Annotated in this window: 12 protein-coding genes and 1 pseudogene; 8 read left to right on the top strand and 5 right to left on the bottom strand. The window is 63.8% G+C overall.

From position 1 onward, the window contains the following. Positions 1 to 8: 8 nt before the first annotated feature. From IHV84_RS10590 to IHV84_RS10580, 3 genes are read right to left on the bottom strand one after another with little or no spacing between them, the layout of a single operon-like run. Positions 9 to 368, bottom strand: coding sequence for a TIGR03745 family integrating conjugative element membrane protein (locus IHV84_RS10590; RefSeq protein ID WP_003090173.1), 360 nt, complete (start codon positions 366 to 368; stop codon positions 9 to 11). 16 nt (positions 369 to 384) lie between these two features. Beyond that, entirely contained in the window at positions 385 to 618 is a 234-nt protein-coding gene (locus IHV84_RS10585) for a TIGR03758 family integrating conjugative element protein (protein ID WP_003050225.1), read from the bottom strand. Further along, positions 615 to 998, bottom strand: coding sequence for an RAQPRD family integrative conjugative element protein (locus tag IHV84_RS10580; RefSeq protein ID WP_003120001.1), 384 nt, complete (start codon positions 996 to 998; stop codon positions 615 to 617). The genes IHV84_RS10585 and IHV84_RS10580 overlap by 4 nt, the downstream gene beginning before the upstream one ends. A gap of 203 nt (positions 999 to 1,201) precedes the next feature. On the opposite strand from IHV84_RS10580, the gene IHV84_RS10575 reads away from it, so the two are divergent. The 8 genes and pseudogenes from IHV84_RS10575 to IHV84_RS10540 all read left to right on the top strand — a co-directional run bounded on the left by IHV84_RS10575 (position 1,202) and on the right by IHV84_RS10540 (position 8,440). Then, positions 1,202 to 1,672 carry a helix-turn-helix domain-containing protein gene (locus IHV84_RS10575; protein WP_003050245.1) on the top strand — a complete coding sequence of 157 codons (471 nt, stop codon included), beginning with the start codon at positions 1,202 to 1,204 and terminating at the stop codon, positions 1,670 to 1,672. Beyond that, positions 1,669 to 2,244: a PIN domain-containing protein gene (locus IHV84_RS10570; RefSeq protein ID WP_003109777.1), complete on the top strand. Its 576-nt coding sequence runs from the start codon at positions 1,669 to 1,671 to the stop codon at positions 2,242 to 2,244. Before IHV84_RS10575 ends, IHV84_RS10570 begins: the two co-directional genes overlap by 4 nt. 17 nt (positions 2,245 to 2,261) lie before the next feature. Next, on the top strand, positions 2,262 to 3,176 hold the full coding sequence (locus IHV84_RS10565) for an AAA family ATPase (protein ID WP_003105629.1): 915 nt from the start codon (positions 2,262 to 2,264) through the stop codon (positions 3,174 to 3,176). Beyond that, complete coding sequence (gene cap8 / locus IHV84_RS10560) at positions 3,173 to 3,643, top strand: type III CBASS phage resistance system CD-NTase-associated protein Cap8 (RefSeq protein ID WP_003105626.1); 471 nt, start codon at positions 3,173 to 3,175, stop codon at positions 3,641 to 3,643. The genes IHV84_RS10565 and cap8 overlap by 4 nt, the downstream gene beginning before the upstream one ends. Then, positions 3,640 to 4,140: a type III CBASS phage resistance system CD-NTase-associated protein Cap7 gene (gene cap7, locus IHV84_RS10555; protein ID WP_003090159.1), complete on the top strand. Its 501-nt coding sequence runs from the start codon at positions 3,640 to 3,642 to the stop codon at positions 4,138 to 4,140. Before cap8 ends, cap7 begins: the two co-directional genes overlap by 4 nt. Further along, complete coding sequence (locus tag IHV84_RS10550; protein WP_198846824.1) at positions 4,140 to 5,042, top strand: CBASS oligonucleotide cyclase; 903 nt, start codon at positions 4,140 to 4,142, stop codon at positions 5,040 to 5,042. The genes cap7 and IHV84_RS10550 overlap by 1 nt, the downstream gene beginning before the upstream one ends. Positions 5,043 to 5,080: 38 nt before the next feature. Continuing rightward, the gene (gene nucC / locus IHV84_RS10545) at positions 5,081 to 5,806 is read left to right on the top strand and encodes a CBASS effector endonuclease NucC (RefSeq protein WP_003050273.1); all 726 of its coding nucleotides are present in this window, start codon (positions 5,081 to 5,083) and stop codon (positions 5,804 to 5,806) included. Between the two features lie 9 nt (positions 5,807 to 5,815). Beyond that, positions 5,816 to 8,440: pseudogene (locus IHV84_RS10540) on the top strand (AAA family ATPase). A 40-nt stretch (positions 8,441 to 8,480) separates the two neighbouring features. On the opposite strand, the gene IHV84_RS10535 reads toward IHV84_RS10540, so the two are convergent. Next, positions 8,481 to 9,230 (bottom strand): TIGR03747 family integrating conjugative element membrane protein, encoded by a 750-nt coding sequence (locus IHV84_RS10535; protein ID WP_003109778.1) that lies wholly within the window; start codon positions 9,228 to 9,230, stop codon positions 8,481 to 8,483. Next, positions 9,227 to 11,419, bottom strand: coding sequence for a type IV conjugative transfer system coupling protein TraD (gene traD, locus IHV84_RS10530; RefSeq protein ID WP_198846823.1), 2,193 nt, complete (start codon positions 11,417 to 11,419; stop codon positions 9,227 to 9,229). Before traD ends, IHV84_RS10535 begins: the two co-directional genes overlap by 4 nt. Positions 11,420 to 11,423 lie beyond the last annotated feature (4 nt).

Genomic DNA, 11,423 nt, shown 5'->3' with positions numbered 1-11,423 from the left:
GGCCTCGCTTACAGGATGCCGGTGGCTTCGGTGAGCAGCCAGATGCCGATCACGAGCAGCACGGCGCCGATGGCGACCGTGAGGCCGAACTGGCCCCACGTCTTGCGGCCGGTGTGGATCTCCGCGTAGGTCCCGTAGGCGTGGTAGCAGACGCCGATGAACATCGACGCCACCACCAGCAGGGCCACGAGCATGATGATGTCGTAGCCGTAGTTGCGGATGGTCTCCATGATGCCGTTGCCGGTGCCGCGCGTGGGGTTCTCCAATTGCGGCAGACCTTGCGCGAACGACAGCGCGGGCAGCGCGGCGGCGCCCAGGGCCACGGCGGCGCGCTGGGCAAAACGGGAAGTGAGGTTGCGGTTGTGCATGGTCGGGCCTTTCAGGTCAGGACAGGAGGAAGAAACTCAGGACGAGGTACATCGCGACGAAGCGGATGCAGACGCCGAGGAACTGGCGCTGGTTGAGGCGGCTCTCGGACCACCCCACGTAGGCCGTTCGGATGGCCCAGACGCCCCACACGAGCAGGACCGCGAACACGACGCCGACCAGGACGGTCGCCATCGCGGAAGGCGCGATGCCGCTGTTGGCTTGAAATGCCGAGACCTGGGCGCCGTTCATTGCTCGCCCTCCGCAGTCGTCTTCGGCGATGGCGAAGCGGCCCGCTCGGTGCGGTAGTCGCCGGCCAGTTCGGAGGGGTCGCGCGGCTGAGCGCGTGATGGCGTCAGGTGGAACTGGATGCCGGCGCGCACGCGCGCCAGGTCAGCCAGCAGCCGTGGGTAATCGAAGTGGTAGCGCTCGCCCGGCTGGATGGGGGCATGCGCGGCGCTGTCCGCGACGGTGCGTTCCAGCGCGTCGAGCTGGCGCAGCGCGGCGACCAACTCCTGGCGCTGCGCCGGGGACTCGGCCAATGCCATCGGGGACTGGCCCAGCACGAGGGCCGTCACGAAAAAAGTGGGCACGCCGCGATGCGCGGCGCGCAGCCAGATCGAAGCCACCATCGCGCCATTCCTGTGTGATCAGCAATGGGTTGATCGTGCAGATCAGGGCTGTTTCAGGCCGCAAACAATAGGAACTGGCGGACGACCGGATTGGGCATGCTGCGAGCGAACCTACAAAAGCCCGGGTCGCGCTTCGATTATTGCGTTTTTCGAGTATTTCGAATATGATCAGCTCTGCAACCGTTTTCGCTTAGGAGCTACCCATGACCACCGCCACTGCCCAATCCAAGATGACCCTTCCCGCCGCGGGAGAGGTGAAGGCAGCCGTCCAGGGTCAACGTGCCTTGGCGGCTTACCTCGCAACCCAGTTCGAGACGCAGCACATCCAGATCTTTGATGACCACAAACAGGCTCATCAGGTGGAACTGCCTACCTCGGCTTTACGCCTGCTGGTCGACATCCTGGCCGAGTTGGCCGATGGCAATGCAGTAAAGGTGGTGCCCGTCCATGCAGAGCTGACGACCCAAGAGGCGGCGGACTTGCTCAACGTGTCCCGTCCCCATTTCGTCAAGCTGCTCGAAGATGGGGTGTTGGCATTTCATCGCACCGGCAAGCACCGCAGGGTGAGGTTCGCCGATCTGATGCAGTACAAGGAAGCGCGCGAGCGCGCCAGTGAGCAGGCGATGGCCGAACTCGCTCAGCAGTCGCAAGAGTTGGGAATGGGATACGAATGAGGCATTCCCCATTCACCGCCGTCTACGACGCGTGCGTTCTATATCCCGCGCCACTGCGGGATTTCCTGATGTGGCTCGGCCTGTCTGGCCGCTTCCGGGCGCGGTGGAGCCAAGCCATTCATGAGGAGTGGAAACGCAACCTGTTGATCAACCGCCCCGATCTCACCCGGGTTCAGGTCGACAGGACGTCGGATCTCATGGACCGGGCAATTCCGGACGGCTTGGTGGAGGGCTACGAAGCGCTCGTGGCAGGCCTGACATTGCCCGATCCGGACGACCGGCACGTCCTGGCTGCGGCGATTCGCTGCGGTGCGAGCGTGATTGTGACGTTCAACGAACGGGATTTCCCGAACGATCTGCTGGCTCCGTACGGCATCGAATCGCAGCACCCCGATGAGTTTGTGGACAACCTACTGGATCTGGACGCGGCCGCCGTGGTGTCGGCTGCGCAGCGCCAGCGTGCCCAACTCAAGCATCCGCCGATCGAGGTGGACCGCTATCTCGAAATCCTGCTGCGCCAAGGCCTTGTGCAAACGACCAAGGTGCTGGCGACCTATCGCACCATTCTCTGACCCGCCGAGAGCCACGGATGACCAAGAATCCTTCATCAGACGCCACTTTGCCGAAAGGCATCCATCGAAGCTGGAAGCTGCCGGACACGTCGCTGGGCGCCCTGTGGGATTCCATCGTCATGGACGAAGCTCTCAAGAAGCAGTTGCTGTCACAGGCGATCGTCAACTTCACGGTGCGCCCCAAGGTGGAGCGCACGGTACTCCCCCTGCACGGCGTGATCTTGTTGGTCGGCCCGCCGGGGACTGGGAAGACCTCCTTGGCACGGGGCTTGGCGCATCGTGTGGCCGAATCTTTTTCTTCTGCGAAGTTTCGATTGCTGGAAGTAGAGCCTCACACGCTGACGAGCTCTGCAATGGGAAAGACTCAACGCGCCGTGGCAGACCTGTTCTCGCAATCGATCGCAGAATCCGCAGCGGCGGGCCCGACGATCGTCCTTCTGGACGAGGTCGAAACGCTTGCGGCTGATCGAGCCAAGCTCAGCCTGGAAGCCAACCCGGTTGATGTGCACCGGGCCACCGACGCGGTGTTGGTGCAGTTGGACATGTTGGCCGAACGCAACCCGCATCTGCTGTTCGTGGCCACCAGCAACTTCCCACAGGCCGTCGACAGTGCCTTCCTATCTCGTTGCGACATGGTGATGGAGGTGCCACTGCCCGGCAAGGATGCCTGCAAGCAGATCCTGGTGGACTGCCTGAATGGCCTGGCAAAGACATTTCCGGGGATTGGCAAGCTTTCCTCGGCTCACCAGTTCGACGCGTGCGCTGGCGAGTGCGTCGGATTGGATGGTCGGGCCATTCGCAAGGTCGTAGCCAACGCCCTCGCGGCCGACCCGCAAGTGGCTATCGATCCGAACAAGCTTTCCGTAGAGCACCTGCGCAGTGCGATACGACAGGCAACGCAAATGCGCCTTCAAGGAGGGAAGCAAAAATGACCACCGTTGTCAGCCGGACGTTTCGCAGCTCGCCGCACCGCGATGCGTTGCAGACGTGGGATGCCATTGTCGAACTGCTCACTCAGGGCAAGGACGGCACGGCTCGCTCTGAACTCAGGGCCGTGGCGGGCGTGGCCGCCAGCTTGATCGCCGACCAGGCACCCAAGAGCGCGCCCATCGTTGCGACATGCGATGGACCACGGACCAGGATCTACTGCCTCTTCGACGAAGACGCGATCGATGGTGATGATGCCAACGAAGAAGTCTTGGGGTTCGAGCCGTTGAAGGGAGACTGGGGAGTCTCGCTGCCGTGTCCGAAGGAGCAGCTCGGCTGGGTGCAAACCGCGCTCAAAAAGCACAGTTCTCGCATCATTGCACGGGACTTGAGCCAAGGAATTGCCACGCAGGCGCAGGCCGATGCTGGACAAGCGCTGTCGCTCGACCTCGGAGGTTTCCTCAAGTCATGAGCACCGTCGCCACCTACTCGTACACGCACTCGGTTACCTATGTGACCGACAACATCCTCAAGAGCTTGAAAGACATCATCCTGCTCAGTGGGCTGGACCCCGAGCACTTCGCGGATCGCTGGGAGAGCAATACCCGAGCCATCAAGACGTGGCTCGGGACCGGTGATCTGCGCAAGGTGATTCTGGAGATCTACAACCCGGCAACCGACAAACTCGTGACCCGATGGGATATCGACATCGTGTATGGGTGGTCCGATGGCGACGGCAGCTTCTGGACAGATACCGAGCAGTTGAAGTACGCGATCAAGAAAGCTGGGCTGCTGCCATCGCAGGCCAAGTACAAGTTAATGCTCGATACAAAGCCAGGGCGGCCTGATGTGGAGGGGTGGAGCAAAGGAAGTTATCGCTCGACGGATGGAATGGTCAAGCAGAGCCTAGGCTCGACTGTCGAACACAGCGGCCTGGCGGGTCAGGCCGGATATTGGAGGCAACGCTGATGCTGTCGATCGATGAAGCTTTTCGCAAGTTCAAGTCGCGTCTGGAACTCAACGAACGCGAACAGAAGAATGCCTCGCAACGCCAGAACGAAGTGCGGGACTACCTGCAGACCAAGTTCGGCATTGCGCGCAGCTTCCTGACCGGGTCCTATGCTCGATACACGAAGACGAAGCCGCTCAAGGATATCGACATCTTCTTCGTGCTGAAGGACTCGGAGAAGCATTACCACGGCAAGGCCGCATCGGTAGTGCTGGATGATTTCCACTCTGCATTGGTGGAGAAATACGGTTCGGCGGCCGTGCGCAAACAGGCGCGCTCGATCAACGTGGATTTCGGTGTTCACATCGACGCGGAGGACAACACGGACTACCGGGTGGTCAGCGTGGATGCGGTGCCCGCATTCGACACCGGCGACCAGTATGAGATCCCCGATACGGCGTCCGGAAAGTGGATCAAGACGGACCCGGAGATCCATAAGGACAAGGCGACCGCAGCGCACCAAGCCTATGGCAATGAGTGGAAAGGTCTCGTGCGCATGGTGAAGTACTGGAACAGCAATCCCAAGCACGGCGATCAGAAGCCGGTGAAGCCCTCGTTCCTGATCGAGGTAATGGCCCTTGAGTGTCTTTACGGCGGCTGGGGAGGATCGTTCGATCGCGAGATCCAGTCGTTCTTTGCCACGCTTGCCGATCGTGTTCATGACGAGTGGCCGGATCCCGCCGGACTTGGCCCGGCGATCAGCAACGATATGGATGCCGCGCGCAAGCAGCGCGCGCAGCAGCTGCTGTTCCAGGCGAGCCAGGACGCAAGCATCGCCATCGACCACGCGCGTCGTGGTCGCAATATCGAAGCGCTTCGCGCCTGGCGCGCACTGTTTGGCCCCAAGTTCCCACTGTCCTGATTCCATCGGCTTCCATACACGTCCCATCGAGGTACAGCATGTCCCAGTGGTCGCTTTCCCAGCTCCTGTCGTCCCTGCATGAAGACATCCAGCAGCGCTTGTCCGTAGTACGCAAGACCTTCGGTCACCCGGGTACGAAGGGGGATGCGAGCGAGAACGTCTGGATCGACATGCTGGATACCTATCTGCCCAAACGGTACCAGGCGGCGAAGGCGCATGTGGTGGACAGCCTGGGGAACTTCAGCCAGCAGATCGATGTGGTGGTGTTTGATCGGCAATATTCGCCTTTTATCTTCACCTACGAGAACGAGACGATCATTCCAGCCGAAAGCGTGTACGCCGTGTTCGAGGCCAAGCAGACGGCTGACGCGGGGCTTGTGGCCTATGCCCAGGAGAAGGTCGCCAGTGTGCGCAGGCTGCACCGCACGAGCCTGCCGATCCCGCACGCTGGCGGGACCTACCCAGCGAAGCCGTTGATTCCGATTCTGGGTGGCTTGCTCACCTTCGAGAGCGAATGGAGTCCTGCATTGGGCCCATCCATGGACAAGGCGCTGAACGCAAACCTCACCGAGGGGCGTCTGGACATCGGATGCGTTGCCGCCCACGGGCACTTTTTCTATGACCAAGCCAGCGGCGCGTACAGCTACACCAACGAAAACAAGCCGGCGACCGCGTTTCTTTTCAAGCTGATCGCGCAGCTTCAGTTCAGTGGAACGGTCCCCATGATCGATGTGGAGGCTTACGGTCAGTGGTTGACCAAGTGAGGGGTCGCTGTGGCAAGCATACGTTCGGAGTACCACCGGTTCCTGGCGCACTTGACGCAGCGGCACGTGCACGACGACGTGCGCCGGCTGGCGCACCTGGTGCTCGATCACCTGCAGCCACTGGCCGAGGTCGGTGCTGCACGCCGGGGGCGCTCCACGCGCTTGGCGCCGCTGGCCATCGCGCATCTGGCGCAGATGCCTGTCGCCTACGACGGGGACGCGCGCGGCCCCGAAAACGGGCCGGCGCTCGGGTGACTGCACCAGCTCGAAGTCGGGCCGTTTCGAGGATTCATGCGGCAGGAGACGTTCGACCTCAGCCATGACATCACCTTGGTCTACGGTGCCAACGGCACCGGCAAGAGCAGCTTCTGCGAAGCCTTGGAAGTGGCGATGCTCGGTTCGATCAGCGAAGCGCAGGCCAAGCGGGTCGACCAGCGGACGTACTGCAACAACGCTCGCCTGCGCCGCCACATCGCGCCAGTCCTGTCGTCTACGGCGGCGGGCGAGGCGCAGGCCGTCCAGCCCGACGAAGCTGAGTATCGCTTCTGCTTCATCGAGAAGAACCGCCTCGACGATTTCGCCCGAATCGCCGCGCGGACCCCGAGCGATCAGCGCCAGCTCATCGCCACCCTGTTCGGCGTGGACCAGTTCAGCGAGTTCGTGCGCGGCTTCAACCCCTCGCTCGATCAGGACCTGATGCTTGCCGGCGTGCAGGCGGCGCAGCTGGCGCAGCGTCGCCTGCAGTTGGCGAACTCCGAACAGACCATCGCCGCCTACCCGCAGAAGATCGCAGCGGTCGAGGGCCTGGAACAAGCTTTGGCGCAGCGCATGTCACCTGGCGCGACCTATCAAACCTGCGTGGACTGGCTGCTGGGTACGCCGCAGCAGCAAGGACGGCTACCGTATGTCCAGGCTCAGCTGGACGCCAACCCGCCTGCCATTCACGAGGTGACCCAGGCCCGCCTGCAAGCGTTGCTGGCAGAGGCCTACCGCGTCCAGGGACTGTGGCAAGCGTCTTCCGCGCAACTCGCGGCCCGCGCCGGCGAGGTGTCGTACGCGAAGCTCTACGAGGCCGTGCAAGCGTTGGCGGACGGGGCGACCGCGTGTCCGGCATGTGGAACCGAACTGGCCGCCGTGGCGCAGGACCCGTTCGCCAGGGCGCGAATGGGCCTGGAGCAGCTCGCGCAACTGGCCGTCCTGCAGCAGCAGGAGGCCGGGCATCGGACGCAGTTGAGCGAGGCGGTCCGAGCGCTGTGTGACGAAATGCGCCGCGTGGTGGCGGCGGCTGGGGTCGCTTGTCCTGCCGAATCGCAGGCCGCGGGCCTGCCACTGCTGCCTCCCACGTCGGCGGGCAATTGGCTCGGCGGCGGGGTGAATGGGGACCAGCGCGCCTGGCAAGCCCTCTTACGGATCGCACAGATCATCGAAGGCTTCGACGCGCAGGCGCGCGACGTGAATGCCCAGCGCGGCGCGATGGCCCAGGAGCGGGACCGCCTGCAACAGCATCAGCTGGAGATCGAACGGCTGCGGACCATGCGCACGACTGCGGATCAGGAGCTGGCGGCCGCCCGCCAAACCGTGGCCCAATTCGACGACGCGAACCGCGGCCTAATCCAGGCGGCCACGGACGAAATGCCGGTGGTGGTGCACCATCAGCGGGTCAAGGCCGCCTACGACGGCTTCCTGCCCGAGATTCAGGCATACCTAACCGCTCTGCCGGGGGTTCTGCTACAGGGGCTGGGAGACCAAGCCCGCCATCTCTACAACGCATTCAACCGGGCCGATCCGCCCGGCGATCTGCTGCACGCGCTGTGGTTGCCCGTGGCCGAGAACGGCAAGATCGAGGTGGAGTTCGCCGGCGAGCCGGGCGCGCGCTACGACGCGTTGATCGTCTTCAGCGAAGGGCACATCAAATGCCTGGGCCTGGCGATTCTGCTTGCCAAGAACCTCGCGCAGGGCTGCCCCGTGGTCATATTCGATGACGTCGTCAACGCGATCGACGACGACCATCGCGATGGCATCTGGCGTACCTTCTTCGAGGACGGTTTGCTCCACGGCAAGCAGGTTATCCTCACCTCGCACGCAGAGGAGTTCCTGCACCGCATCCAGCAGGAGTTGGGCGTGCGCCGCGCCGCGGCCATTAAGCGCTACAAGTTTCTCCCGCATCAGGGAGAGCACGAACTGCGGGCCGACAGCGACCCGCCAGCGAAGAACTATGTTCTTCTGGCCCAGCAGGCGTTGGCGGCTGACGAGAAACGCGAGGCACTGCGTCAGGCCCGGCCGGCGCTGGAGAGTCTGACGGACCGCCTGTGGACGTGGCTGGGTCGGCGGGCGGACGGCCGGATCGACATCAAGCTGAGCGGGCCCCGCGCGCCTTGGGAGCTGAACAATAAATGCACCAAGTTGCGGTCGGCCGTCGAGCGTATCGCGGCGCAACATGCGGGTGCGCCGGATGCCGTAGGGGCGTTGGTCCGGCTGCTCAATGTCAGCGGTACGAGTATTGAATGGGGTTACCTCAATAGCGGTGTGCACGACGCTCAGCGCGATCATGAGTTTGATCGGGCGACGGTAAGAACGGTCGTCGAGGCGGTTACGGCGTTGGATGCTGCTCTTGATACCCTGCAGAACCGATGAACGGCACACGGCTTTGCAGAGCCGTGCCGCCCGTGTCACCTCATAAGTACTTCTTGAAGCTGCCTGCGGTCAGGCTGACTGCCATCCCCAGCAACGCCGCGCTGGGCAGCAGGATGACCAGAGGATGCACCGATATGGGCAGAGCGAGATAGGTGACCCAAGGCAGCACGGCCAACGGCATCAGGCTGGCCTTCGCGCGGTGGTAGATGAAGCCGGATTCGCGGCCCGCGCCGAACCGGCGCACATCCCGTCGCACCAGGCCGTCAATCAGGCCGACGAATGCCGCCGTGAGGATCAGCGGCAGCGTGAGCACCAGGACCAGCAGGCGCACCAGGAAGGTGAGCGTCGTGAAGGCCGCAGCGATCAGGTAGCTTTCGGCCCAGACATAGACTTGGCTGATGTAGTAGCGGAAGTTGCGGCTCTGCCCGTGGCTGGGCGCGCGGACGCGCTCGGCGGTCTGGCTCATGCGCTCCAGCAACCCCGAGCGCACGAACACCCACTCGTACCCGGTATCCACCAACTCGTGCGCCGTGCGCCCGGGCTCCTGTACCACCACGCTGCGCGTGAAGTGGTTGGACAGGTGCCCGAGTTCGTACCGCAGCATCTGCTGGGAGTGGCGCCAGCCCTGGTCCTTCCAGAACAGGTGCATGCCGGCGCACTCCACCACGATCGAAAACAGCAGCGAGCCAATGAGCACCCCGAGCAGCCGGAACGGTAAGGTGATGGTGCCGACGATCAAGCCTTGGCGATGGTTCTGCTCCCGCTGCGCGGTCGAGGCGGCATCCTTCATGGCACGGCCTCGTTGCCCGCGCCATCGTCGGCGCCGGTGGCCACCGCGCCGGGCTCGGCCGCAGCGGCATCGTCCAGCAGGTCGTCGGGCAAGGCCGCATCCTGCAAGGCCGACGAGCTGGTGAACTCCCACCACTGCGTGGCCTCGCTGTAGCTCTGGCGCATGTACCCGGCCAGTTGCTGCAGGTCCGCCGGCATCACTTCATCCGGGTCCGGCGCCGGCAGCGGCATACGCACCTTCCAGAGCTGGCCGCCCTGCAGCAGCGCGAAGCACTGGCCCTTGGGCAGGCCGACGACGTGTGACGGCTCGATCATCGGCACGCTGGCCATGCTGATGCGGTCCTGGGTGTTCGACGTGAAATCCGTCGCGCCGCGGATGTCTGAGCTGTCCGTCGCGCCCGAGACGATGGTGGTTGTATAGACCTCGACCTTCGGCAACTGCCTCGTCAGCAGTTCCGCGGTGGCCGTCTCGCGCACGCGCAACATGAATAAATTGTTGAAATTCCCGATCACTTGGGCGGCCTTCGCGCGATTTCCGATGCGGGCCTCGATGTCCGAGAGCGTCTGCGTGTACGCCGTGACTTGCAGGCCGGCACCGCCGCCCTTGTTGATGAGCGGGATGAATTCATCGCCCATCAGTTCATTGAATTCGTCCGCGTGCACGTTGATCGGCACGCGAGCGCCAGCCACTGCGCCGGGCAGGCCATCGTCGATTCCGTGCTTGTAGATGTGTCCGGCCACCGAAACCAGGTCAGAGAACATCGAATTGCCGACCGCTGCGGCGACCTCGGCGTCAGACAACGCATCCAGACCCACATAGACGATGGCCCGCTTTCGGATGACCTGCATCCAGTCGAAGATCGGGCGCGGGTCGGCCAGGTCGGAGTAGTTCGGCGCCAGGAGCTGGGCGATCTTGCCGCTCGTGAGCTTCTCCAGCAGCGGCAGCAGCGATGCAACGATCTTGTCGAAGTAGGTCTTGTCGTAGCGCACCGCCGAGCGCAGGCCATCGAGCACAGGGTCGTAGTTGCGCGCCTGGGAGAGGTATTGCTCCAGCGCCACCACACGCTTCTCGCGCCCGATCATGTTCCTTGGGATGTTCTTCTCGTTGAGCTTGGCCTCGATCTGGACGATCACCTCCCAGGCCTTGGGCTCCGTCTTGGCAAAGTAGTGCTGGGCGTACTCAATGAACAGCGCGTCGATGTTGATGACGTGCCGCTGGATCAGCATGTAGTCCGGGCGCTGCCCCAGCTCCACCAGGGCGCGGGCAATGATGTTCACGAAGCGCCATGCGAACTCGCGGAACGCCGCGCTGTTGCCTTCGCCGGAGAGCTGCCCCGCCACCCGGGTCGCCACTTCGCTGATGCGGCCGAAGCGGCCCACCGCGTTGTAGCGCGCCGAAATGTCCGGCCAGCCCAAGTGGAAGACGTAAAACTCGCCTTCACGGCCCGCGCGCTGGGCCTCGGCATACATCCGCTTGAGCAGGTCCGCGTCCCCCTTGGGGTCGATGACGATCACGACCTCGTGCTCGCCTGCGGCGTTCTTGCGGCGGATGTCCTGCGTGACGAACAACTCGGCCAGCCGCGTCTTGCCCACCCGCGTGGTGCCCAACACCAGCGAGTGTCCGACGCGCTCCCCCAGCGGCAGGCTGACGTCCACCTCGTCGGGCTCGATGCCATGCAGGCGCGGCAGGCCGCCGACAGGCGGCAACGGGCGCACGGGGTTGAAAGGCACGTCCCAGCCCGTGAGCGCGGGCAGCCGGGACAGCGGGAACGGCGCGAACTCCAGCCGTTCCTCCAGGCGCCTGGCCAGCCGGTAGGCCGGCGTCGGCTCGACGTAGCGGCGAAACTCCGGCCGGTACGTCTGCATCAGCCTATGGGTGTGCTTCTGCTCCCAGAGAAACCCGCGCCCCACGAACAAGCGCTGCTGGCTGACCGGCACGTCCTTGCTCGTCATCACGTACCGCGGCAGGCGGCGGATGTTGTGCCGGTAGCGCAGAATGACGCGGGCATCGCGGTAGCGGATCGCGCCGTAGGCACCGAATGCCAAGGCGCTGCCGACGCCCATCGAAGGGCTCAGCGCGAGCGACCATGGGGCCACCAGGCACAGAAACGCGGCGCCTGCACACGCCGCGATGGTGTATAGCTCCACCGCTGGGCGTAGCAGAACCTCGACCGGCTGTTTCCCCGACATGGCT

This window comes from Acidovorax sp. IB03 (assembly GCF_016406015.1).
In the GTDB taxonomy this organism is placed as follows: domain Bacteria; phylum Pseudomonadota; class Gammaproteobacteria; order Burkholderiales; family Burkholderiaceae_C; genus Acidovorax; species Acidovorax temperans.
The sequence above is the reverse complement of the archived record's forward strand: the minus strand, read 5'-3'. Positions and strand labels throughout refer to the sequence as shown.

Excerpts from the sequence above, each read along its gene's own strand:
- IHV84_RS10590 (WP_003090173.1), bottom strand. The coding sequence starts at position 368 with ATGCACAACCGCAACCTCACTTCCCGTTTTGCCCAGCGCGCCGCCGTG.
- IHV84_RS10585 (WP_003050225.1), bottom strand. The coding sequence starts at position 618 with ATGAACGGCGCCCAGGTCTCGGCATTTCAAGCCAACAGCGGCATCGCG.
- IHV84_RS10580 (WP_003120001.1), bottom strand. The coding sequence starts at position 998 with ATGGTGGCTTCGATCTGGCTGCGCGCCGCGCATCGCGGCGTGCCCACT.
- IHV84_RS10575 (WP_003050245.1), top strand. The coding sequence starts at position 1,202 with ATGACCACCGCCACTGCCCAATCCAAGATGACCCTTCCCGCCGCGGGA.
- IHV84_RS10570 (WP_003109777.1), top strand. The coding sequence starts at position 1,669 with ATGAGGCATTCCCCATTCACCGCCGTCTACGACGCGTGCGTTCTATAT.
- IHV84_RS10565 (WP_003105629.1), top strand. The coding sequence starts at position 2,262 with ATGACCAAGAATCCTTCATCAGACGCCACTTTGCCGAAAGGCATCCAT.
- cap8 (WP_003105626.1), top strand. The coding sequence starts at position 3,173 with ATGACCACCGTTGTCAGCCGGACGTTTCGCAGCTCGCCGCACCGCGAT.
- cap7 (WP_003090159.1), top strand. The coding sequence starts at position 3,640 with ATGAGCACCGTCGCCACCTACTCGTACACGCACTCGGTTACCTATGTG.
- IHV84_RS10550 (WP_198846824.1), top strand. The coding sequence starts at position 4,140 with ATGCTGTCGATCGATGAAGCTTTTCGCAAGTTCAAGTCGCGTCTGGAA.
- nucC (WP_003050273.1), top strand. The coding sequence starts at position 5,081 with ATGTCCCAGTGGTCGCTTTCCCAGCTCCTGTCGTCCCTGCATGAAGAC.
- IHV84_RS10535 (WP_003109778.1), bottom strand. The coding sequence starts at position 9,230 with ATGAAGGATGCCGCCTCGACCGCGCAGCGGGAGCAGAACCATCGCCAA.
- traD (WP_198846823.1), bottom strand. The coding sequence starts at position 11,419 with ATGTCGGGGAAACAGCCGGTCGAGGTTCTGCTACGCCCAGCGGTGGAG.